The sequence below is a fragment of the Flavobacterium sp. N2270 genome (assembly GCF_025947225.1).
GTDB lineage: Bacteria > Bacteroidota > Bacteroidia > Flavobacteriales > Flavobacteriaceae > Flavobacterium.
This window is the reverse complement of the sequence record NZ_CP110005.1, coordinates 1,737,325-1,760,959: the sequence shown is the minus strand read 5'-3', so window position 1 is coordinate 1,760,959 and position 23,635 is coordinate 1,737,325. Positions and strand designations below refer to the sequence as shown.

27 protein-coding genes are annotated in these 23,635 nt (G+C 29.7%); 13 read left to right on the top strand and 14 right to left on the bottom strand.

Annotated features, from left to right (window positions below; genetic code table 11):
• Positions 1–114 precede the first annotated feature (114 nt).
• Both OLM55_RS08260 and OLM55_RS08255 read right to left on the bottom strand, forming a co-directional pair.
• On the bottom strand, positions 115–978 hold the full coding sequence (locus tag OLM55_RS08260; RefSeq protein WP_264558434.1) for a hydroxymethylglutaryl-CoA lyase: 864 nt from the start codon (positions 976–978) through the stop codon (positions 115–117).
• A gap of 20 nt (positions 979–998) precedes the next feature.
• A complete protein-coding gene (locus OLM55_RS08255) occupies positions 999–2,036 on the bottom strand; it encodes a quinone-dependent dihydroorotate dehydrogenase (RefSeq protein ID WP_264558433.1) in 1,038 nt (345 codons plus the stop codon).
• A gap of 125 nt (positions 2,037–2,161) precedes the next feature.
• Between OLM55_RS08255 and pepT the strand changes: the two genes are divergently transcribed.
• Positions 2,162–3,400 carry a peptidase T gene (gene pepT / locus OLM55_RS08250; RefSeq protein WP_264558432.1) on the top strand — a complete coding sequence of 413 codons (1,239 nt, stop codon included), beginning with the start codon at positions 2,162–2,164 and terminating at the stop codon, positions 3,398–3,400.
• Positions 3,401–3,463: 63 nt separating this feature from the next.
• Here the strand turns inward: pepT and rimK are convergent, their stop codons facing one another.
• Complete coding sequence (gene rimK, locus OLM55_RS08245) at positions 3,464–4,336, bottom strand: 30S ribosomal protein S6--L-glutamate ligase (protein WP_264558431.1); 873 nt, start codon at positions 4,334–4,336, stop codon at positions 3,464–3,466.
• 149 nt (positions 4,337–4,485) lie between these two features.
• Here rimK and OLM55_RS08240 point away from each other — a divergent pair, with 149 nt between their 5' ends.
• On the top strand, positions 4,486–5,061 hold the full coding sequence (locus OLM55_RS08240) for a YdeI/OmpD-associated family protein (protein WP_264558430.1): 576 nt from the start codon (positions 4,486–4,488) through the stop codon (positions 5,059–5,061).
• On the opposite strand, the gene yajC is transcribed toward OLM55_RS08240, so the two are convergent.
• The 4 genes from yajC to OLM55_RS08220 form a co-directional block, all read right to left on the bottom strand.
• Complete coding sequence (gene yajC, locus OLM55_RS08235; RefSeq protein ID WP_264558429.1) at positions 5,062–5,334, bottom strand: preprotein translocase subunit YajC; 273 nt, start codon at positions 5,332–5,334, stop codon at positions 5,062–5,064. It lies immediately after the preceding gene.
• Between the two features lie 26 nt (positions 5,335–5,360).
• A complete protein-coding gene (locus OLM55_RS08230; RefSeq protein WP_264558428.1) occupies positions 5,361–5,810 on the bottom strand; it encodes a DUF1573 domain-containing protein in 450 nt (149 codons plus the stop codon).
• A 17-nt stretch (positions 5,811–5,827) separates the two neighbouring features.
• A complete protein-coding gene (nusB, locus tag OLM55_RS08225) occupies positions 5,828–6,736 on the bottom strand; it encodes a transcription antitermination factor NusB (RefSeq protein ID WP_264558427.1) in 909 nt (302 codons plus the stop codon).
• A 111-nt stretch (positions 6,737–6,847) separates the two neighbouring features.
• On the bottom strand, positions 6,848–7,954 hold the full coding sequence (locus OLM55_RS08220; protein WP_264558426.1) for a Glu/Leu/Phe/Val family dehydrogenase: 1,107 nt from the start codon (positions 7,952–7,954) through the stop codon (positions 6,848–6,850).
• 195 nt (positions 7,955–8,149) lie between these two features.
• Here OLM55_RS08220 and OLM55_RS08215 point away from each other — a divergent pair, with 195 nt between their 5' ends.
• Together OLM55_RS08215 and OLM55_RS08210 are read left to right on the top strand one after the other, a co-directional pair.
• Positions 8,150–9,913 (top strand): ABC transporter ATP-binding protein, encoded by a 1,764-nt coding sequence (locus OLM55_RS08215; protein ID WP_264558425.1) that lies wholly within the window; start codon positions 8,150–8,152, stop codon positions 9,911–9,913.
• A gap of 66 nt (positions 9,914–9,979) precedes the next feature.
• Complete coding sequence (locus OLM55_RS08210; protein ID WP_264558424.1) at positions 9,980–10,354, top strand: PUR family DNA/RNA-binding protein; 375 nt, start codon at positions 9,980–9,982, stop codon at positions 10,352–10,354.
• Between the two features lie 51 nt (positions 10,355–10,405).
• On the opposite strand, the gene OLM55_RS08205 is transcribed toward OLM55_RS08210, so the two are convergent.
• Positions 10,406–10,747: a tRNA-binding protein gene (locus OLM55_RS08205; RefSeq protein WP_264558423.1), complete on the bottom strand. Its 342-nt coding sequence runs from the start codon at positions 10,745–10,747 to the stop codon at positions 10,406–10,408.
• Between the two features lie 113 nt (positions 10,748–10,860).
• On the opposite strand from OLM55_RS08205, the gene OLM55_RS08200 reads away from it, so the two are divergent.
• Both OLM55_RS08200 and OLM55_RS08195 read left to right on the top strand, forming a co-directional pair.
• Positions 10,861–11,415, top strand: a complete 555-nt coding sequence (locus OLM55_RS08200) for a thioredoxin family protein (protein ID WP_264558422.1) — start codon at positions 10,861–10,863, stop codon at positions 11,413–11,415.
• Positions 11,416–11,418: 3 nt separating this feature from the next.
• Positions 11,419–11,871, top strand: coding sequence for a hypothetical protein (locus OLM55_RS08195; RefSeq protein ID WP_264558421.1), 453 nt, complete (start codon positions 11,419–11,421; stop codon positions 11,869–11,871).
• Here the strand turns inward: OLM55_RS08195 and OLM55_RS08190 are convergent.
• The 5 genes from OLM55_RS08190 to OLM55_RS08170 form a co-directional block, all read right to left on the bottom strand.
• The gene (locus tag OLM55_RS08190; RefSeq protein ID WP_264558420.1) at positions 11,864–12,289 is read right to left on the bottom strand and encodes a hypothetical protein; all 426 of its coding nucleotides are present in this window, start codon (positions 12,287–12,289) and stop codon (positions 11,864–11,866) included. The genes OLM55_RS08195 and OLM55_RS08190 overlap by 8 nt on opposite strands.
• On the bottom strand, positions 12,286–12,630 hold the full coding sequence (locus OLM55_RS08185) for a hypothetical protein (RefSeq protein WP_264558419.1): 345 nt from the start codon (positions 12,628–12,630) through the stop codon (positions 12,286–12,288). The genes OLM55_RS08190 and OLM55_RS08185 overlap by 4 nt, the downstream gene beginning before the upstream one ends.
• 2 nt (positions 12,631–12,632) lie before the next feature.
• On the bottom strand, positions 12,633–13,136 hold the full coding sequence (locus OLM55_RS08180) for a hypothetical protein (protein WP_264558418.1): 504 nt from the start codon (positions 13,134–13,136) through the stop codon (positions 12,633–12,635).
• A 50-nt stretch (positions 13,137–13,186) separates the two neighbouring features.
• Entirely contained in the window at positions 13,187–13,474 is a 288-nt protein-coding gene (locus tag OLM55_RS08175; RefSeq protein ID WP_264558417.1) for a c-type cytochrome, read from the bottom strand.
• Between the two features lie 96 nt (positions 13,475–13,570).
• On the bottom strand, positions 13,571–14,503 hold the full coding sequence (locus OLM55_RS08170; protein WP_264558416.1) for a peptidylprolyl isomerase: 933 nt from the start codon (positions 14,501–14,503) through the stop codon (positions 13,571–13,573).
• 174 nt (positions 14,504–14,677) lie between these two features.
• On the opposite strand from OLM55_RS08170, the gene OLM55_RS08165 reads away from it, so the two are divergent.
• From OLM55_RS08165 to OLM55_RS08140, 6 genes are all read left to right on the top strand, one after another.
• Positions 14,678–15,397, top strand: a complete 720-nt coding sequence (locus OLM55_RS08165) for a 3-ketoacyl-ACP reductase (protein ID WP_264558415.1) — start codon at positions 14,678–14,680, stop codon at positions 15,395–15,397.
• A gap of 73 nt (positions 15,398–15,470) precedes the next feature.
• Positions 15,471–16,268 carry a class I SAM-dependent methyltransferase gene (locus OLM55_RS08160; protein ID WP_264558414.1) on the top strand — a complete coding sequence of 266 codons (798 nt, stop codon included), beginning with the start codon at positions 15,471–15,473 and terminating at the stop codon, positions 16,266–16,268.
• Between the two features lie 2 nt (positions 16,269–16,270).
• Positions 16,271–16,714 (top strand): DUF1569 domain-containing protein, encoded by a 444-nt coding sequence (locus OLM55_RS08155; RefSeq protein ID WP_264558413.1) that lies wholly within the window; start codon positions 16,271–16,273, stop codon positions 16,712–16,714.
• 60 nt (positions 16,715–16,774) lie between these two features.
• The gene (gene trmD, locus OLM55_RS08150) at positions 16,775–17,452 is read left to right on the top strand and encodes a tRNA (guanosine(37)-N1)-methyltransferase TrmD (RefSeq protein ID WP_264560613.1); all 678 of its coding nucleotides are present in this window, start codon (positions 16,775–16,777) and stop codon (positions 17,450–17,452) included.
• 134 nt (positions 17,453–17,586) lie between these two features.
• The gene (gene rplS, locus OLM55_RS08145) at positions 17,587–17,943 is read left to right on the top strand and encodes a 50S ribosomal protein L19 (protein WP_264558412.1); all 357 of its coding nucleotides are present in this window, start codon (positions 17,587–17,589) and stop codon (positions 17,941–17,943) included.
• Positions 17,944–18,157: 214 nt separating this feature from the next.
• On the top strand, positions 18,158–20,380 hold the full coding sequence (locus tag OLM55_RS08140) for an NADP-dependent isocitrate dehydrogenase (RefSeq protein WP_264558411.1): 2,223 nt from the start codon (positions 18,158–18,160) through the stop codon (positions 20,378–20,380).
• A 59-nt stretch (positions 20,381–20,439) separates the two neighbouring features.
• On the opposite strand, the gene OLM55_RS08135 is transcribed toward OLM55_RS08140, so the two are convergent.
• Entirely contained in the window at positions 20,440–21,132 is a 693-nt protein-coding gene (locus tag OLM55_RS08135) for a hypothetical protein (RefSeq protein WP_264558410.1), read from the bottom strand.
• A 122-nt stretch (positions 21,133–21,254) separates the two neighbouring features.
• Here OLM55_RS08135 and OLM55_RS08130 point away from each other — a divergent pair, with 122 nt between their 5' ends.
• On the top strand, positions 21,255–23,633 hold the full coding sequence (locus tag OLM55_RS08130) for a TonB-dependent receptor (protein WP_264558409.1): 2,379 nt from the start codon (positions 21,255–21,257) through the stop codon (positions 23,631–23,633).
• Positions 23,634–23,635 lie beyond the last annotated feature (2 nt).

The following is a 23,635-nucleotide window of genomic DNA, read 5'->3' as shown; positions in this document are numbered from 1 at the left end:
TTTAATTTATTTATTTAGATTTATTTAAAATAATTTTCTTGCACAAAAATAACAAGTCAAAAATTAATACACAAGTTTATTTAGAATAAATTAAAATAATATTTTTAAAAGTATTTAATGAAACTTGTCAAATATTTTTAACGCTTCATTATAAGCACTTTCAAAACTAATAGCATGACAATTAGTATCAATTTTATTTGCAGTAAAGTAGGACAACATCTTTTCAGTTGGCATGTTTCCTGTTAAATCATCTTTAGCCATTGGGCAACCACCATAACCTTTTATTGCTCCGTCAAAACGAAGACAACCCGCTTTGTATGCAGCATCTATTTTTTCAAACCAAGCATTTGGAGTTGTATGTAGATGTGCTCCAAACTCAATATTAGGATATTTAGTAATTAAATTAGAAAACAAATAATCAATAACTTCTGGTGTAGAACTTCCAACTGTATCAGACAATGAAAGTATTTTAACTCCCATATTCGCTAATTTTTCAGTCCACTCTCCTACTATTTCAACATTCCATGGATCACCATAAGGATTACCAAAGCCCATTGAAATATAAGTTACCACTTCTTTATTTGTTTTATCTGCAATTTCTAATATTTCGTTTAAAGTAACGATAGATTCTGCAATAGTTTTATGCGTATTTCGCATTTGGAAATTTTCAGAAATAGAAAAAGGAAAGCCTAAATACTGAATTTCATTGTGTACTGAAGCTAACTCTGCTCCTCTTGTATTCGCAATAATTGCTAGTAATTTACTTTGCGTTTGAGACAAGTCTAATTGTGCTAATACTTCAGCAGTATCAACCATTTGTGGTATTGCTTTTGGCGAAACAAAACTTCCAAAATCAATTGTATCAAAACCAACTCTTAATAAAGATTGTATATATTGTACTTTTTTTTCAGTTGGAATAAAATCCTTAATGCCTTGCATGGCATCTCTAGGACATTCTATAATTTTTACTTGGCTCATAGTTTTCAAAGATAGCATTTTTAGCTATTTTCTAAAATCTTTTTGTTGATTGATTTTATTAAAGCCGGACCTTCATAAATAAAGCCCGTATACAACTGAATTAAACTTGCTCCTGCTTCAAGTTTTTCAATAGCATCTTCAGCGGTATGAATTCCGCCAACTCCAATAATTGGAAATGATTTATTGCTTTTTTCAGATAAAAATCGGATTACTTCAGTAGATCGTTTTGTTAATGGTTTACCTGATAATCCGCCCATTTCTGATTTGTTTTCAGACTGTAATCCTTCACGAGAAATAGTAGTATTCGTTGCAATTACACCTGCAATTTTAGTTTCATTTACAATTTCAATAATATCTAAAAGTTGTTCATTTGTTAAATCAGGAGCAATTTTAAGCAGAATTGGTTTTGGCATCTCGACTCCGCTCGAAGCGACAGGCCTAGCTAAATTCATATTTTGCAACGTTTGCAACAATTCTGTTAATGGTTTTTTATCTTGAAGTTCTCTAAGATTGGGAGTGTTTGGTGAACTCACATTTACTACAAAATAATCTACATGTGGAAAAAGTGCCTCAAAACAAATTTCGTAATCTTTAACAGCTTCTTCATTTGGAGTCAACTTATTTTTACCAATATTACCACCAATTAAAACGCCGTTATTTTTCTTTAAACGTTCTACTGCTTCTAAAACTCCACCATTATTAAAACCCATTCGGTTAATAATTGCTGAATCTTCTTTTAAACGAAACAAACGTTTTTTAGGATTCCCTTCTTGACCTTTTGGTGTTAAAGTTCCTATCTCTATAAATCCGAATCCTAAATTTGATAATTCTTGGTACAACTTGGCATCTTTATCAAAACCAGCAGCTAAACCAACCGGATTTTTGAATTTTAATCCAAAAACTTCACGCTCTAATCGAGCATCATTTACCTCATAAAGGCTTTTAAAGATAGCTGAAAACCCTATTTTATTTAAAAAACGAATGAGTGAAAATGTAAAGTAATGCACTTTTTCTGGGTCAAATAGAAAAAGTAACGGACGAATAAGTAATTTGTACATAGTTGTGTTGTTGTGTTGTGCAAAAATAAGAATTCAACTTTATAATTAACCATAAGTTTTAAGATTTTACTAATAATGGTTTTCTTAAGAAATAGTATATTTGTATTTTAATTTAAAACAGTAACATGCAACACATTATTGACCGCTTTATAAGCTATGTAACTATAGACACAGAATCAGATCCAAATTCAGAAACAACACCAAGTACAGCTAAACAATGGGATTTAGCTAATAAATTAGTAGAAGAATTAAAAGCAATGGGAATGCAAGAAGTTACCATTGACGAAAATGCTTACATTATGGCAACTTTACCTAGTAATGTGGAGCATGAAGTTCCTACAATTGGTTTTGTAGCTCATTTTGATACCACTCCTGATTTTACAGGTGCCAATGTAAAACCTCAAATTATTGAGAATTACGACGGAAAAGATATTGTTTTAAATGCTGAACAAAACATCGTTTTATCTCCAAATTATTTTGAAGATTTACTTTTATATAAAGGTCAAACTTTAATTACTACCGACGGAACTACGCTTTTAGGAGCAGATGATAAAGCTGGGATTACCGAAATTATGTCGGCAATGGAATATCTAATTCAGCATCCAGAAATTAAACACGGAAAAATTAGAGTTGGGTTTACTCCTGATGAAGAAATTGGTCGTGGAGCACATAAATTTGATGTAGAGAAATTTGGTTGTGAATACGCTTACACCATGGATGGAAGTCAAATTGGCGAATTAGAATACGAAAACTTTAATGCTGCCGGAGCAAAAATTACATTCAAAGGAAAAAGTGTTCACCCAGGTTATGCAAAAGGGAAAATGATTAATTCTATGCTTTTGGCAAACGAATTCATTTCTGCTTTACCTGCAAATGAAGTCCCTGAAAAAACATCGGGTTATGAAGGTTTCTTTCATGTTCATCATTTAGATGGAAGTTTAGAAGAAACGGTTTTACAATTAATTATTCGTGATCATGACAAGGCTATTTTTGAAGCAAGAAAAGAATTAATTCATACTATTGCTGCAAAAATGAATCAACAATATGCAGCACAGTTTGGTGAAGACATTTGTATTGCAGAAGTAAATGATCAATATTTTAATATGCGTGAAAAGGTAGAACCTGTTTTCCATATTGTTGAAATTGCAGAAAAAGCAATGAAAGAACTAGGAATTACTCCATTAATTAAACCAATTCGCGGTGGAACTGATGGTTCTCAATTATCTTACAAAGGCTTACCTTGCCCAAATATTTTTGCTGGTGGACATAATTTTCATGGAAAATATGAATATGTTCCAGTAGAAAGTATGGTAAAAGCTACCGAAGTAATTGTAAAAATTGCAGAATTAACTGCTAAGAAGTAATATTAAAAAAAATAAAAAAGGTTTGCAAATGCAGACCTTTTTTTATTTAAAACATTTAATATATTAAACATTTCTACTTATGTATTTTATAATTTTTTTAGCGATATCTTGACCTGTTGCTCTCTCAATTCCTTCTAAGCCTGGAGAAGAATTTACTTCAAGTATAAGTGGACCTCTAGCCGATTGTAATAAATCGACACCTGCGACACCAAGTCCCATTGCTTTAGCTGCTTTTAAAGCTGCTGTTTCTTCTTCATCAGTTAATTCAATTAACTCAGCTGTTCCTCCTCTATGTAAATTTGAACGAAATTCACCTTCTTTACCTTGACGTTTCATTGCACCTACCACTTGTCCGTCTACAATAAATACACGAATATCTGCTCCACCTGCTTCTTTAATAAACTCTTGTACAATTACCCTTGCTTGCAAACCATGAAAAGCTTCTAAAACAGATTCTGCTGCTTTATCGTTTTCTGCTAAAACCACTCCAAGTCCTTGTGTTCCTTCTAATAATTTAATGATTAATGGTGCCCCTCCAACTTCACTAATAACTGCTTCAACATTTTTAGTATCATTCGTAAAAACAGTTTTTGGTAAACCTAAACCTGCTCTTGACAAAACTTGTAAACTTCTCAGTTTATCTCTTGAACGAACTAATGCTTGAGATTCTACCGCTGTAAATACTTTCATCATTTCAAACTGACGCACTACTGCTGTACCGTAAAAAGTCACAGAAGCACCAATACGAGGTATAATTGCATCAAAACCTTGTAAACGTTGGTTTTTATATACAATTGTTGGGTTTTTTTTCTCAATTACTAAATCACATTTTAAGTGATCTATAACATGCATTTCATGTCCCAGTTTTTCACCAGCTTCAACAAGTCTTTTAGTAGAGTATAAATTTGAGTTTCTCGATAAAATCGCAATCTTCATTCGTTCTTTAAAGTATTAATTATTATTTTCTTATGAATTTTGAAAAGGTAGCAAAAATAGAATTAAAAAAGAAAGAAATACTATTTATTTACAATTGTTTAATAAATGTATCTAAGATTTTTTATTTTTACAAAACTAATCTATTAAAAATGGAGAAAAATCCTTGGAATAAAACGAATCAATGGAATAATGAACTTGAAGTTTTAAAGGCAATCGTTGTTAAAACAAATCTTAAAGAAGTAATTAAATGGGGCGGTCCTGTTTATACTCATAATAGAAAAAATGTAATTGGAATTGGAGGTTTTAAGTCCTATTTTGGTATTTGGTTTTTTAATGGAGTTTTTCTTAAGGATGAAAAAAAACTATTAGTCAACGCCCAAGAAGGCATTACAAAGTCATTACGCCAAATGCGTTTTAATTCAATTGATGAAATTGATGAAAAAACAATTTTAAACTATATTAATGAAGCCATTTTAATTGAAGAAAAAGGCTTAGTTATTAAACCTACGAAGAAAGAGCAAATTACTTCACCTTATTTAAATGATATTTTCATTAAGAACAACGAATTACAACTTGCTTTTAGTGAATTTACACCATATAAGCAAAAGGAATTTATTGAATATATTGAAAGCGCTAAGCAAGAGAAAACAAAACTAATACGATTAGAAAAAATAAAACCGATGATTCTTTCGAATATCGGTTTAAATGATAAATATAGAAAATAATTATTTCTTTTCTGATAGTTTAGAAGTCATTTCTAAAGAAATTGCAGAGCGTTCCATTTTAATTTTTCCTGCCATTGTTTCAACAACAACAGTCCCTTCAGACATTTCGGCAATTTTTCCATGAATTCCTGATTTTGTAATAACTTTATCTCCAGTTTTTAAACCTGCTTCAAAAGCTTTTTCTTTTTTAACTCTTTGCTGTTGAGGGCGAATCATTAAAAAGTAAAATATTGCTATCATTAACAATAATTGTATCGCTAAGGTTGTTGTCATTTCTTATTTTTTTTTGTTATTAAATATTATTTAGATTTTGGTGTAACATTTGCTTTAATATTAAAAACCTCATTACCCATTTCAGTATTTGTTGTTAAAGTAACTGTTTTACTTTGTTGCCCTGGTTTACCATTAGAATTAAAAGAAACTTTTATTGGAGCAGATTGACCTGGAGCAATAGGTTCTTTAGGTGGTTCTGGTACTGTACATCCACAACTTCCTTTTGCATCAGCAATAATTAAATCTGCTTCTCCAACATTTTTTACTATAAATTCTACATCTACAACATCACCTTCATTAATAGTTCCAAAATCGTGTTCAAGTTTATCTAATTCAATTTTTGGAAATTTTCCTGCTAAAGCTTTTTCCGCTTCAACTGATTTCATGTCTTGTTCTGTTATTTTTGAAGAACCTTTTTCATTGCACGCAATAAGTGTTGTAACTAATAAAGCTAAACTTAATGTCTTTTTTAACATAACTAAATTTTTAATTTTTATAATAATCCTCTACCTGTTTTCACAAGCTTATCTTCTGTTTTTAAATCTTTTACTAAATTATCTAAAATTCCGTTGATAAAAATACTACTTTTTGGTGTAGAATACTCTTTTGCAATTTCTAAATATTCGTTAATTGTAACCTTAACAGGAATTGATGGAAATTTTAAAAACTCACAAATAGCCATTTTTAGAATTATTGTGTCTATTTCTGCAATTCTTTCTGTATCCCAGTTAGGAGTTTTATCAATATACTGTTTAGATAACTCAACTTCATTTAAAACGGTTTTACGGAAAAGAGCTTTTGCATAATCTTTATCGTCTTCGTCTTTATAAAGTTTTGTTACTTTAAATTCTTCTTGAGTTTCTTTGACTTGTTTAATTTGCTTAAGAATCATGGTATTTACTAATGGAACATCATCTAACCATGTTAATTTATATTCTTCCAAATATTCGTAAAGTTTTTCATTTGGAGCAATAATTTGAGTGAACAAATCTGCAATAAAAAATTTATCTTCATCAAAAGTTGATTTCGATTTACTCATATAGTCAATATATAATTGACTTTCTTTTACTGCATCAATTAAAAACAAAATAATATCATCATTTTGTTTCCAATTATTGATTTTTCGAGCATCAATTTTATCCAATAGCGATTCACTATTCTTTAAAAGTTGAAGAAATTTATTTTGAGTAAATTTAGAAGATGGATTCTTTTCTTCTTTTGTAGCTAAATGTTTTTTTGAAACTAAATCTAAATACTCTTCTTCTTTGCTTTGAATTTCAATTAATGCTGATAACATTAACAAATACAAATCTTGCATACTTTCGATACTTGCAAATAAGAATTTCTCCTCTTTTTCTAGATTATCAGATTGATGTTGGTGCATTGCATAAATCGTTTGCATCACCTTTATCCTTATATGTCTTCTATTTAACATACTACTTAAAGAACTTTTAAAATTAACAAAGCGAAAGAAAAATTCTTTCGCTTTGCAAAAATACAATATTATTTACTATTATTTATTCTGAATTTCTTTTTTTCTATCGTCAATTCTTTTTTGAGCAATTGAAAAAGCAGCTTGGTGAGTTGTAATATTATTATCATCAGCAAATTTGAAAATCTCTAAAGCTGTATTATAGATGTTTTCTGTTTTTTCCATTACTTGAGCATTAGTCCATTTTACTAATTCAGAGTAAACATTAATTACACCTCCAGCATTAATTAAGAAATCAGGTGCATATAAAATTCCTTTTTCCTTTAATAATTTACCATGAGTTACTTCATTTGCCAATTGGTTATTTGCAGCTCCTGCAATAATTTTAGCTTGAATTCTATTAATTGTTTCATCGTTAATAGTTGCACCTAAAGCACAAGGAGCGTAAATATCAACATCTGCTGAATATAAATCTGAACCTGTATAAATTTTAGCTCCATATTTAGATCCAACTTCATTTAATCTATCTTGATTAAGATCAGCAATAGTTACAATTGCGCCACTTTCAGTTAAATGCTGAACCAACACTTCACCAACGTGACCAATTCCTTGTACTAATACTTTTTTACCTTCTAAATTGTCTGAACCAAATTGATATTTAGCTGCTGCTTTCATCCCTACAAAAACACCATAAGCGGTTACTGGAGAAGGATTACCTGAACCTCCTTTTTCAACTGATATTCCAGCTACGTGTTTTGTAACTTCGCTAACAATATCCATATCTTTTGTTTCCATTCCCACATCTTCAGCAGTAATGTATTTTCCAGATAATGAATCAACAAACTGTCCAAAACGAGTCATTAATTCAGGTGTTTTTTGTGTCTTAGCATCACCAATGATAACAGCCTTACCTCCACCTAAATTTAAACCTGAAATAGAGTTTTTATAAGACATACCTCTAGACAAACGTAATACGTCGTTTAAGGCTTCCCATTCGTTTGTGTAATTCCACATTCTAGTTCCACCAAGAGCTGGGCCTAAAACTGTGTTATGAATACCAATTATTGCTTTTAAACCTGTATCTTTGTCGTTACAAAAAACAACTTGTTCGTGTCCGTCAAATGAAACTTGACCAAAAACAGGATCAACTTTATGCAATTCGTTTGCTTGTACTAATTCTGATGTCATATTGAGTTTGATTGTGTTGTGTTATATTCAAAAATTATTCGCAATATTACGAATAAAATCAAAATGATTGAAAATTTTATCTTTATTTTAATAATTTGACAATTAAACAGTTGATTTTAAGTGAATACATAAATTAGCAATAAAGCATGTAAAATTGTTTTTAAATAAAAAATAATTACTTTTTTAAAATTTAAAATGAAAGAATTACAATATTTAAACAAATATTTTATCAAATATAAATACCGTTTTTTTCTTGGTATTATTATTACAATTGTCGCACAAATATTTTCTTTATTCACTCCTGAATTAATTGGAAATTCTATAAAGACCATTGAAGAATTTACTAAGCAAGAAAATATTTCTTTAGCATTAGTAAAAAAAGAATTGTTCTATAACGTTATTCTTATACTCGTAACTACAATTATTGCTGGTTTTTTAACTTTTTTAATGAGACAAACCCTTATTGTTATGTCGAGATTCATTGAATTTGATTTAAAAAACGAAGTTTACAATCATTATCAAAAATTATCTCAAAGTTTCTATAAACAAAATAGAACAGGTGATTTAATGAGTAGAATAAGTGAAGATGTAGGAAAAGTGAGAATGTACGTGGGGCCAGCTGTAATGTATTCTTTAAATACATTCATCCGTTTTACAGTTGTTATTATATATATGTATAATATTTCTCCTGAATTAACTTTATACTCTTTATTGCCTTTACCACTTTTATCGTATGGTGTTTTCAAAATTAGCTCTGAAATACATAAACGAAGTAGTGAATTTCAAAAAAACCTTTCTACATTATCATCATTTGCACAAGAAATATTTTCTGGAATACGAGTAATTAAAGCTTATGCAATTGAAAAAGAAAAAGAAAAAGAGTTTGAAGCTTTAACGCATGAAAGCAAAAATAAATCAATGTCTTTGGTTAAAGTAAACTCATTATTTGGACCATTGATGATATTACTTATTGGGTTGAGCAATTTAGTAGTCATTTATGTAGGTGGAACTATGTATATTGATGGTAAAATTGAAAGTATTGGTGTTATCGCACAGTTTATTTTATACATCAACATGTTAACTTGGCCTGTAGCTTCTTTAGGTTGGGTTTCTTCATTAGTACAAGAAGCAGAAGCATCTCAAAAAAGATTAAATGAATTTTTAAAAATTACACCTTCAATTCAAAACACTTCATCTCAACATGATGAAATAGTTGGTAAAATTGAATTCAAGAATGCAACTTTTACCTATGATGATACAAATATAACTGCTTTAAAAAATATTTCTTTTGAAATAAACCCAGGTGAAACACTTGCAATTCTTGGAAAAACTGGATCTGGAAAATCATCAATTCTTACGCTAGTAAGTAGAATGTATGATGTTACAAAAGGTTCTATTTTAATTGACAACAAATTAATTCAAGATGTTAATCTTAACGATTTAAGAAACAACATTAGCGTTGTTCCTCAAGACGCATTTTTATTTTCAGACACTATAAAGAACAATATTAAATTTGGTAATGAAAATGCAACTGATAATGAAGTAATAGATGCAGCTAAAAAAGCAATTGTTCACAACAACATAATTAATTTCACCAATCAATACGATACTATTTTAGGAGAACGAGGAATTACTTTATCTGGTGGGCAAAAACAAAGGGTTTCAATTGCTAGAGCGTTAATAAAAAATGCGCCTATTTTATTATTAGACGATTGTTTAAGCGCTGTAGATACAGAAACGGAAGAAGCAATTTTAAATAGTTTAACAAAATATTGTAAAAACAAAACTACAATTCTTGTCAGTCATAGAGTATCTTCTGCTAAAAATGCTACTAAAATTATTATACTCGACGAAGGACAAATTATACAACAAGGTACTCATAATCAATTACTCGAGCAAGAAGGCTACTATAAAGATTTATACAACAAACAACTTTCAGAAAAAGAAATTGTTAATTAATTGTTTTATACCTTTTTTTTTTAGATTTTTGATTTCTATAAAAACCAATAATAGATTCGAAAGATTATGAATGAAAAAGAAATGTTAGATAAAGAAGATATCTTTTCTAAAGTATTAAGGGCAGGAAGAAGAACTTATTTTTTTGATGTTAGAGCTACTAAGGCTGATGATTATTACATAACTATTACTGAAAGTAAAAAGTTTACTGAAGAAGACGGTTCTTATCATTTTAAAAAGCATAAAATTTACTTATACAAGGAAGATTTTGCTGCTTTTCAAGAAATTTTAGACGAAATGACTTCATTTGTTGTAGATCATAAAGGAGAAGAAGTAATTTCTGAAAGACACCAAAAAGACTTCAAAAAAGAAGTATATGAAAATGAAGCTACTGAAAACGTTTCAACAAGCAATTTTACTGACATTAGTTTTGACGATATTTAATATCAAAGTGTTATATAATAAAAAAGCCCTGAAATTTTCAGGGCTTTTTTATTATCCAATTCTTAATCCGTTTTCCACTTTAAAATGAGGCGAAAGCAACACAATGTCATTTTCATTACCCATTGCGCCAAGAACTAAACACTCACTCATAAATTTCCCTATTTGTTTCTTTGGAAAATTTACAACCGCTACAATTTGCTTATTGAATAAATCTTCTTTAGCATAACGTTTGGTAATTTGTGCAGATGATTTTAAAACACCTATTTCTGTACCAAAATCAATTTTTAATTGATAGGCAGGATTTCTCGCTTCAGGAAAATCATTGACCTCTATAATGGTTCCAACACGCATTTCAACTTTTTCAAAATCAGTCCAATTTATTTCAACTTTCATTTTTTTTTCAAATTTAAGAATTTTCAATCATTTTGTAACATTATTCATTTACTAACGTATAATAACAAGAGGTTAATAACTTCTGAAATTTAATTTCTAAACTCTTATTCAAAATGGCTCAAACTCCTTCAAATATGTTGCCTCTTGGTACAAAAGCTCCCGATTTTTTATTACCAGCATCTAATTTTAATACCAATTTTAATTTTGAAGAATGCAAAGGACATAAAGGAACTTTGGTCATGTTTATTTGCAATCATTGTCCGTTTGTGGTTCATGTAATTGATGAAATTGTTATGATTGCTAACGATTATAGAGTTCAAGGAATAGGAGTAGTTGCCATTTCAAGTAATGATATTATTAACTATCCGCAAGATGCTCCAGATAAAATGGCTGATTTTGCTTTAGAAAACAAAATAGAATTTCCTTATTTATACGATGAAACTCAAGAAGTAGCAAAAGCATATGATGCTGCTTGTACACCCGATTTTTATTTATTTGACAGTCAGGATAAATTGGTTTATCGCGGACAAATGGACGATTCAAGACCTGCAAACGCAATTCCTGTTAGTGGAAGCGATTTACGAAATGCAATTGATGCTGTGCTTTACAACCGTAAAATAGTAGAACCACAAAAACCAAGTATAGGTTGTAATATTAAGTGGAAATAAGTCATGCTTAAAAAAGTATCTTTAATTCTATTCTATAGTTTAGCGCTAATATTTATTCTTGATTTTTCATTGACTGGAAAGGAAATTTCAACTGAAGTTTATTTTATTAATTCTGAAAGACAAAATTATTATAATGCAGGTGGAAATTCACATATTTCCTATACTGTTAACACAAAAGAAGTTCAGTTTGTAGTTTCTAAAGAATTTGCAAAAAAGATAAAACAAGGCGATTTTGTTACTATAAAAGAATCAATACTTTTTAATGAAGTGAATTCTTATCGCTTTAATGATTTTTCAGAAACACATTCACTTAGATTATTCTCTGGATTAATCTTACCTTTATTAGTGATACTGATTATTATTGCACAAACAAAGTTTCATTTAAAAATCAGCGCCTTGTCTTTAATTTTTAAAATTATGTTAGTTGGAAATTTGGTTTATGTACTTTTTAATTAGCTGAAAGACAATAACTATCTTTCCTGTATTTATTATTTTTCAAGATATTTTTAAACTTTCTATTTACTCTCTTTCTTCTTTTAGAATAGAATTTATCTTCTTCTTTTAAAGTTTTAAATTCAATTAAAAAATGATTTAATAAAATTACATTAATAAAACATCTATTTTCTAAATGAATAACGTAAGGATGAAGCCCTACAAACTGAACTTTTAATTCATTATACTCGCTTGGAATAATAATTTTAAAATCTCCATTTTCATTAGATTTGGTGTAATATTTTCCATCTGTAGTTTCAATAAATGCATTTTCTAAGAACTGGAAATTTTCATCAAATATTTTACCTTCAATTATTTTATTTTGAGAAAATAATGAAATTGAACTTAAACCAAATAGTAATATTAATAATTTTATATTCATAAATAAGAACCTATTAAAATGATTAATAAAACTATCGCAATTACTATTAAATAAGTATATAATTGAAACTTATACACTTTTTTTCCATCTTCATAATCTGTAAGTAAAATAGTTTCTGTACTTGCTATTATTTCATTTTTAATTAATAATTCATTAACTAAACTTCTGTCTTTATCTTGAATAAAAAAACGAATTCCAGAACTAACGTTAGAATTTTCAACTATGTTATAATAATAATCAATTTTGTTTTCAATTAATAGATGCTCAAAAAGGATATAATCTTTTAATAAAACATACAATTTATAATGTTCATTATATTTAACTTGAATAGTATTTCCCATAACTATTTCTTCTCCATCACAACCTCAATAGGCCTATTGGTTCTTGGTCCGAATTGACGCGATTGTTTTTCATTTTCACTAGAACACAAAATGTACAAATTAAAAGGCTGTAATTGTATAATTTGAGTTTTATAGATTCCTTTTGCATCTGAAATTTTTATGCTGTAATTCTCAGCAGGAAACGTATTCGTCACCGATAAAAAATAACTCTCATTAGCATAAGGAAAGAACCAACGTTCTTTTTCAGTAGATTTGCTTATCAAATAGTTTCGGTCAAATAAAAGTGCTTTGTCTTTATTTATCCAACTTAAGCTATTATCAACATTTAAAACTTCATTCCCTTTTTCATCTACAACAGTAATTTGCAAGTCGTTTATAACAGTTGAATTACCGTTTTCATGTGGCAAAACAACCAAATAAGAAGTAAAATCAAAACCACAATGAGGCACTTGACTATAACAGAATATAGATAAAAGAAGAAAGAATAAAGAAAGTTTATTTTTCATATAAAAAAAGTTTGGCTCAATAATTTAAATCAAAAAATGAGCCAAAAACACTATAGATTCATCGTAACATAATTATACACCAATTCTCTATCCTCATCAGAAATTTTAGCTTTTTTAGCCATACTATTCATAATTGGCGTCCATTTATCTTTTGTATATGCTGCTGGTCTTGGTAAATCGTGACATTTACCACACTTTGCTTCATAAATAGTTTTTCCTTGAACTAATTCAGGAGTAAAATTAGTCATATCTACAACTTCTTCTACCACCACCGCTTTCTTAGCTGTACAAGCAACAAAAATTAGTCCTAAAATGCCAATTAAAATATATTTTTTCATAGTATAAAGTATTTGAAGTAAATATAGTAAAAAAGAAAAATCCCGAAAGAAACTTTCAGGATTTTTATATATTTTAAAAACTAATTAACACTTATCTTATTTAACATCCATTAATTCAACGTCAAAAACTAAAGTCGCATCTGGTGGAATAACTCCTCCAGCACCTCTAGAACCATACCCTAAATATGATGGAATCACAAAACGAGCTTTATCTCCAACTTGTAACAAGGCAATACCTTCGTCCCAACCTTCAATAACTTGTCCTGCACCTAATTTAAAATCAATAGGTTGTTTTCTTTTGTATGAAGAATCAAACACCTGTCCGTTTTCTAAAGCACCTTGGTAATGTACAGAAACTGTTTTCCCTTTTTCTGCTTGTTTACCAGCACCTTTTTGAATCATTTTATAACGTAAACCACTTTCTGTAGTATCAAAACCAGCTGCTAATTTCTCTAAAGCTTCTGCTGCTTGCTTTTTTTGCTCTGCTAACCTTTTTTCACGAGAACCTTCAAAAGTTCTAAATGCTTCAATAGCATTCCATTTTTCAGCTTCTGCTCCTACTCTTACAATTTCGATTGATTCAATTGCATCGCCTTGAGCAACCGCATCAACAACATCCTGTCCTTCAACAACATGACCAAAAACAGTATGCTTACCATCTAACCAATCTGTTGGTATATGTGTAATAAAAAATTGAGAACCATTAGTTCCAGGACCAGCATTTGCCATAGACAATACTCCTGGTCTATCGTGTTTTAATTCAGGGTGAAATTCATCGTCAAATTTATAACCTGCATCACCTGTTCCTGTTCCTTGTGGGCAACCACCTTGTATCATAAAATCTGGAATAACACGGTGAAATTTCAATCCGTTATAATAAGGTGTTCCCATTGGTTTTGCAGTGTTTTCCAATTGTCCTTCAGCTAAACCAACAAAGTTACCAACAGTTCCTGGAGTTTTATCGTGCGTTAATTTCACTAAAATACTTCCTTTTGGCGTATTAAATTTTGCGTAAATTCCGTCTTGCATGTTTTTTAATTTAAATTATTCTGCAAAATTAGTGATTTTATTAGATATAAAAAACTCCAAATTCACAACAAAATCCTAAAAGTGAAACATAAAATTTATATTTAATTTAAGGTTTTAATTACAAAAAAGAAATATTTAATTTTTAATTTTACTTTAAATAAAAATTAGATTAAAATGGAAAATTTAAAAGGTAAAAAGGCAATTATTACAGGAGGAAGCAGAGGTTTAGGAAAAGCTACTGCCCTTGCCTTTGCTAAAGAAGGGATTGATGTTGCTATTACCGGAAGAAATGAAAAGAATTTACAAGAAACTGTTGAAGAATTAAAAGCATTAGGTGTAAATGCTACATACGCTCTGTTTAATATAGGGAATTATGAAGAAGTCCAGAATGGAATAAAACAAATTATCAGTAAATTTGGAAGTGTAGATATTTTGGTAAACAATGCTGGTGTTGCAGCTTTTGGTGCTTTAAATGATATGAAAGTAGATCAATGGTCAGAAATCATTCAAACCAATGTAATGGGAATGTATTTTGTAACCAAAGAAGTATTACCTTATTTAATAGAAAAAAATGAAGGAGATATTTTTAATATTTCTTCAACTGCTGGATTAACCGGAAATGCTAATACTTCTGCTTATTCAGCTTCGAAATTCGCAGTAATTGGAATGTCAGAATCATTAATGAAAGAAGTACGTAAAAACAACATTAGAGTTTGTACTTTAACACCAAGTACAATCGCATCTGACATGTCAATTGAATTAGGAATTGCTAATAAAAATTCAGAAGACTCAGTATTACAACCAGATGATTTTGCAGAATTAATAGTTGCTGGATTAAAATTACCAAGAAGAGCGATGTTAAAAGCAGCTTCCCTTTGGTCAACAAATCCATAAGCTTTAAAAAACATATTAATTTGGACACTTTATTTATTTGAAGTAAATTGTTCCTAATTAAAACACAAGCTATATGAGTATCGATAATTATAAAAATGTAAATAAACAGACATGGAATAATAAAGTCGATATTCATGTAGCTTCTGATTTTTATAATGTTTCCGATTTCCTTTCGGGAAAAAACTCCGTTCCAAAAAATGATTTAGAACTTTTAGGAGATATAAAAGGAAAGAGCATTTTACATTTACAATGCCATTTTGGACAAGACACGCTTTCCTTAGCAAGACTTGGAGCCAAATGCACAGGAGTTGATTTATCCGATAAAGCCATAGAAAAAGCACAACAATTAAATGAAGAACTTAATTTAGATGCCAAATTCATTTGTTGTGATGTTTATGAAAGTCCTAATCATTTAGATGAAAAGTTCGATATTGTTTACACCAGTTATGGAACCATTGGTTGGTTACCCGATTTAGATGAATGGGCAAAAGTCATTTCACATTTCTTAAAACCAAATGGAAAATTAGTTTTTGTAGAATTTCACCCAGTAGTTTGGATGTTTGATGATGATTTTACCAAAATTAAATACCATTATCATAACGAAAAACCAATCTTAGAAGAATACATAGGAACTTATGCAGATCAAAATGCAGACATAAAAACAGATTACATTGGTTGGAATCATTCCCTTTCAGAAGTTTTTCAGTCTTTAATGAATAATGATTTACAAATTGAATATTTTGAAGAATATGATTATTCCAATTACAATTGTTTTAATGAAACCATAGAGTTCGAAACCAATAAATTCAGAATAAAGCATTTGGAAAATAAAATTCCGATGATGTATAGTTTAACAGCAATCAAAAAATAATTATGAAAAGCATCTACAATTCAAATGATAATCAAGAACTTGTAAATAGAATTAACCAAATTAATTCAGAATCAAAACCACTTTGGGGAAAAATGTCGGCTGACCAAATGTGCGAACATTGTCTTTTAACTTCTAACGTAGCTTTTGGAAAACAAGAACTAAAAATCAATTTTTTAATGAAATTGGTTGGAAAAATGATGAAAAACAAAGTTTTCAATTCAGAATTTAAAAAAAACAGCCCAACTGCACCTGAGTTTATTGTCAAAAATTCAGTTGATTTAGATAAGTCAAAAACTGAACTGATTAAAAACATTCAATTATTACAAGACGGTCAAAAAAACATAACGGTAATGAATCATCCTTTTTGGGGAAAAATGACTTACGAAGATTGGGACAAATTGATGTACAATCATATGGATCATCATTTAAAGCAATTTGGAGTTTAATATTTTTGTTGACAGAAACTTTGTAACTTTGCAACTTCAAAAACTTTGAGACAAGAAAAAATGCGCATTGACATCATTACCGTTTTACCAGAACTAATTAAAAGTCCGTTTGAAGCTTCAATATTAAAAAGAGCTATCGAAAAAGGATTGGTTGAAGTTCATTTTCACAATTTAAGAGATTACACTACAAATAAACAAAAAAGTGTAGACGATTATCAATATGGCGGTGGTGCCGGAATGGTTATGAGCATTCAACCTATAGATGATTGTATTTCGAAATTAAAAAGCGAACGCAACTATGATGAAGTGATTTACATGACTCCAGACGGAGAGACCTTAAATCAAAGTATGGCTAATGGGATGTCCATGTTAAAAAACATCATCATTCTTTGCGGACATTATAAAGGTGTAGACCAAAGAGTTCGTGATCAATTCATTACAAAAGAAATTTCCATTGGTGATTACGTTCTTTCTGGTGGTGAACTTGGAGCTGCTGTGCTTTGCGATAGTATTATTAGACTTATACCTGGTGTTTTAAACGATGAGACTTCAGCATTAACTGATAGTTTTCAAGACAATTTACTTTCTCCTCCAATATACACAAGACCTGCAGAATATAAAGGTTGGAAAATTCCAGATATTCTTTTAAGTGGAAATTTTCCTAAAATTGAGGAATGGCGTGAACAAAAAGCATACGAACACACAAAAAACAGAAGACCAGATTTGTTAGAAGAGTAAACCCTATGATTTTAAAAAAAAAGTAATTTTTAATTTTTAATTCACATTTATTTTTTACTTTTGCATCCAGTTTTGGACTAACCTCTGACGATAACCGTGAATGTTACTCTAAATCAAATAGTTATATTTATATTATGGCAAATTTAGTAGATTTCGTAAATAACGAATTCGTAGAAAAAAAAGACTTACCTGTTTTCGCAGCTGGTGATACAATTACTGTATACTACGAAATTAAAGAGGGTGAAAAAACAAGAACTCAGTTTTTTAAGGGTGTAGTAATCCAAAGAAGAGGTACTGGTGCAACAGAAACTTTTACTATTCGTAAAATGTCAGGTGCTATAGGAGTTGAGCGTATCTTCCCTATTAACTTACCAGCTATTCAAAAAATTGAATTAAACCAAAGAGGTAAAGTTCGTAGAGCTCGTATTTTCTACTTTAGAGAACTTACTGGTAAAAAAGCAAAAATTAAAGAAAGAAGATATAAAAACTAATTCTTTCTTGAAAAAATTAAAAGCCTTAACAATGTTAAGGCTTTTTTTTTGACATAAAAAAGGCATTTAAAATACATATTTAATAATTTAAATCTTTTCTATTACCAAATTCTAAATTCCATGTTATTAAGGGATAAGCTATCATAAAATTGTGCTCAATATTTCTTATATTTGCGTGACTTAAAAAAATTTACATTAATTAAACATATATTCCATGTCTAACAAATCTAAAATTATTTACACAATTACAGATGAGGCGCCAATGTTGGCAACACATTCATTTTTACCAATAGTAAAAGCTTTTTCAAAGCCAGCAAATATTGATTTAGAAACAAGAGACATTTCGTTAGCCGGGAGAATCTTAGCCAACTTTCCAGAATTCTTAAAGGAAGATCAAAAAATAGGTGATGCTCTATCAGAATTAGGAACACTAGCAACTTCACCAGACGCTAACATCATTAAATTACCAAATATATCAGCTTCTGTACCTCAATTAAAAGAAGCAATTGCTGAATTACAATCACAAGGTTTTGCAATTCCTAATTTTCCAGAAGACGCACAATCTGATGAAGAAAAAACAATAAAAGCAAAATATGCAAAAGTTTTAGGTTCTGCAGTAAACCCAGTACTTCGTGAAGGAAACTCTGATAGACGTGCTCCAAAAGCGGTTAAAAACTACGCCAAAGCACATCCGCATTCAATGGGAGCTTGGACATCAGATTCAAAATCGCATGTTTCACATATGAACGAAGGCGACTTTTATGGAACTGAACAATCTGTTTGTATTAAAGATAATGGAAGTTTTACTATTGAATTTACAGATGCAAATGGTACAACGAAAATACTAAAAGATGTTTCACCTTTAAAAGCAGGAGAAATTATTGACAGTTCGGTAATGAATATGAATAAATTGAGAGCTTTCATTGCTACTCAAGTAGAAGATGCAAAAGCAAGTGGAGTTTTATTCTCAGTGCACTTAAAAGCTACTATGATGAAGATTTCAGATCCAATTCTTTTTAGCGCATTTGTAGAAGTTTATTTTAAAGATGTTTTTGCAAAATATGCCGATTTATTTAATGAATTAGGTGTAAATACTAAAAATGGTTTAGGTGATGTATATGCAAAAATTGCTGGACACGCTAAACAAGCGGAAGTAGAAGCTGCTTTAACGGCTGCTATGGAAAACGGACCAGCTTTAGCGATGGTAAATTCTGATAAAGGAATTACTAACTTACACGTTCCTTCTGATGTAATTATTGATGCTTCAATGCCTGCAATGATTCGTAACTCAGGACAAATGTGGAATGCAGCTGGAAAATCTCAAGATACTAAAGCTATTATTCCAGACAGATGTTATGCTGGAATTTATCAAGCTACAATTGATTTTTGTAAAGCAAACGGCGCATTAGATCCAAAAACAATGGGAAGTGTTCCTAATGTAGGCTTAATGGCTCAAAAGGCTGAAGAATATGGCTCGCATGACAAAACATTCCAAATGGATGCCAATGGAACTGTTAAAGTTAAAGATGCTAACGGAACTATTTTAATGGAACAAGTAGTTGAAGCTGGAGATATTTTTAGAATGTGTCAAGTTAAAGACGCGCCTATACAAGACTGGGTAAAATTAGCAGTTAACAGAGCAAAAGCTACTGGTGTTCCAACTATTTTTTGGTTAGATGAAAACAGAGCTCACGATAGACAAGTTATTGAAAAAGTAAATTTATATTTAAAAAATCATGATACTACTGGATTAGATATCCGTATTATGAATCCAGTGGATGCTACTAAATTCTCATTAGAAAGAATTGTTAAAGGTTTGGATACTGTTTCGGTTACTGGTAATGTTTTACGAGATTACTTAACGGATTTATTCCCAATTTTAGAAGTTGGAACATCTGCAAAAATGTTATCTATTGTTCCATTAATGAATGGTGGTGGATTATTTGAAACTGGTGCAGGTGGATCAGCTCCAAAACATATTGAACAATTTATTGAAGAAGGATATTTACGTTGGGATTCATTAGGTGAATTTTTAGCATTAGGTGTTTCATATGAACACTTAGGAAACGTATTTAATAATCCAAAAGCGTTAGTTTTATCTGAAACTTTAGATGAAGCTACCGAGAAGTTTTTAGAAAATGATAAATCTCCTGCAAGAAGACTTGGAAGTATAGATAATAGAGGATCTCATTTCTATTTAGCCTTATACTGGGCAAATGCTTTGGCAAACCAAAATAAAGATGCAGAATTAAAAGCAATCTTCGCTCCTATTGCAAATGATTTAAATGTTAATGAAGCTAAAATTAATGAAGAATTAATTGCAGCTCAAGGAAAGCCTCAACAAATTGGCGGTTATTATCATCCAAACTTTGAGTTAACAGATAAAGCAATGCGCCCAAGTGCTACACTAAACGGTATTTTGGCTAAATTACAATAGAAAATATTCTAAAATAAAAAAGCTCCGAATCTTCGGAGCTTTTTTATTTTAATATAAATTTATTCTTGTTCGTCTTTACTTTCATCTTGATTAACAATTACTATTTTCGCTTTTACACCTGTTGTTAAATTCCATTCATTTGATGTAATAATATTTCCTTTATCATCATAAACCCTAAAAGCCGCAGTATTAGGACCTGACGAACCCTGATTTAATGCTTCAAACTCTATTTTATTAAATCCGTCAGATAAATTAATATAATATTCTTTAGAACCTGCTTCTAATAGTATATTAGAAACCTCAACTTTATCATTAACTAAAATTTTAACTCTATCTCCATCAGGATACTCATGATCTCTACAAACAACTTTTAAATATTTGCTTTTTGTATCAAACTGACCTAAAAATTGATCACTTTTAAAGCTTTCATCAATAGGTTTATCAGTTAATTTTTTATTTAATTTATCTTTTACTTCGTCGCCAGGGTTTTTAAAATTATTATCATTCTCAAAAATGCTTTTAGCAGCCTCTTTTTTATTTAAAATAGAGTATTTTTTTAAATAGTTATCATCTTTAGTATCTAAGCTACTCTTAAAATCAAGAGAAGGCAAATCACTTGAAAATTCATTAGGAATATCAACTGACGTTTTTGATTTTAATTCTAATTTTAAAGGCGTGTTTTTTTTGTCAAACTGAGCATAAATACTCATCGAAAACATTAAAAAAAAAGAAATTAAAATTATTTTTTTCATTACATTATTTTTACAAACCTACATAAAAGCTATAATACTTTACTTATATTAACCATACATTAACAAATGTAATAAGTTAAATTTAAAAAAAATCATCAACTTTGTAGTACAAATAGTATACCATGAATAAAATTATTAAATATCTTTATATAATTGCCTTCTCATTTTTTATAAATTTTTCTTATTCTCAAGAAAAGTTTACAATTAGCGGCTCTATTTCTGATACAAAAAATAACGAAACACTTTTTGGAGTTACGGTTTATATAAAAAATTTAGAAACAGGAACATCTACAAATGAATATGGATTTTATTCGTTAACTCTTCCTAAAGGAACATATCAAATTACGGTTAGTTATTTAGGATTTTCTGAAATTACAGAAGAAATTATTCTAAATTCAAATTTAAAGAAAAATTATAAACTAACTGAAGAAAGTTTACAGTTAAACGAAATCGTAGTTACTGATAAACCAAACAAATTGAACATAAAAAAAGCAGAATTTAGCACCAACAAACTTGCAATTTCGACCATAAAAAAAATGCCCGCAATTCTTGGAGAAGTTGACATCATAAAATCAATTTTAACTTTACCTGGCGTTACAAATGCAGGTGAAGGTCAGTCAGGATTTAACGTGAGAGGTGGCGCGGCAGATCAAAATTTAATTTTATTAGATGAAGCTACTATTTACAATTCTTCGCATTTATTTGGTTTCTTTTCTGTTTTTAATGCTGATGCCATTAAAGATTTGAAATTATATAAAGGAGGTATTCCTGCTCGTTATGGAGGAAGGGTAGCTTCAGTATTAGACATTTATCAAAAAGAAGGAAATAGTAATAATTTTAATCTAAGTGGTGGAATTGGATTAATTTCTTCAAGATTATTAGCCGAAGGACCAATTGTAAAAGACAAAGCTTCCTTTTTAGTTGCCGGAAGAAGCTCTTACGCACACTTATTTTTAAAACTTACTGACAATAAGAACTCCGCTTATTTTTATGACTTAAATACTAAACTGAGCTATAATATAAATGATAATAATAGTTTATATTTTTCAGGGTATTTTGGCAGAGACGTATTTAGCTTAAATAATAGTTTTGTAAACACTTATGGAAATAGTGTTTTAAACTTACGTTGGAATCATCTTTTTTCAGATAAATTATTTTCAAATGCTTCACTAATTTACAGCGATTATTATTACGGATTAAAATTAGACTTTATTGGTTTCAATTGGGATAGCGGTATTAAAAATTATAACTTTAAATATGATTTTAAGTATTATTTAAACGATAAAACTAAGTTGAATTTTGGATTAAACACTGTTTACTATGACTTTAATCCTGGAAAAATTGAACCAACAGACTCGTCATCAGGAATAAATCCAGATCAATTGGATAAAAAATATGCTTTTGAACCAGCCGTCTATATTGATATTGAACAAACATTAAGCGAAAAAATTTCCGTAAACTACGGACTAAGATACAGTTCGTTTTACCGTTTAGGAAAACAAGAAATCAACACCTATTTAAACAATGAAGCTGTAACATTTAATCAGGAATTACAAATTTATGAGAAAGCAACTCCTACCGGAACTAAATCATATGGCAGAAACGAAACCATAGCTAGTTTTGGTAATTTTGAACCAAGAGTTGCAATCTCATATGCTATAAATGATGATGTCGCAATTAAAGCCAGTTATAATAGAATGTCGCAATATCTTCATCTTATTTCAAACACGCAATCTCCTACTCCTCTTGATGTTTGGGCTCCAAGTGACAACTATTTAAAACCGCAACTTTTAGATCAATATGCCATTGGTTATTTCAAAAACTTTAAAAATGGAAAATACACACTTGAGGTTGAATCTTTTTACAAAGAAATTCAAAATAGATTAGATTATATTGACGGTGCTGATTTAATTGCAAATGAAGCAATTGAACAAGTCGTTTTAAATGGAAAAGCTAGAGCCTATGGTTTAGAAATTTTAGCCAAAAAAAATGAAGGAAAATTAAACGGCTGGGTTTCTTACACTCTTTCAAGGTCTGAACAACAAACCCCAGGAAGAAATGCCAACGAAACCGGAATTAATAACGGCGAATGGTACAAAACCGGTTGGGACAAATTACATAATCTTTCTGTTACCGGAATGTATCAATTGAATGAAAAATGGAGTTTTGGTTCTATTTTTTCACTGCAAAGCGGACAACCTGTAACTTATCCAAACGGTCAATATGTATATCAAGATATTTCTGTGCCAAGTTATGGATTAAGAAACGAGAACAGACTACCCACCTATCATAGACTTGATATTTCTGCCACTTTAGTTCCTAATAAAAATAAGAATAGAAAATGGTATGGTGAATGGGTTTTTAGTATTTATAATGTTTATAGCCGAAAAAATGCAACATCTATCAGTTTTAGACAAAACCAAGATTCTGGTAATAATGAAGCTGTAAGATTATCTATTTTTGGAATAGTTCCTAGCGCAACTTATAATTTTAAATTTTAGAA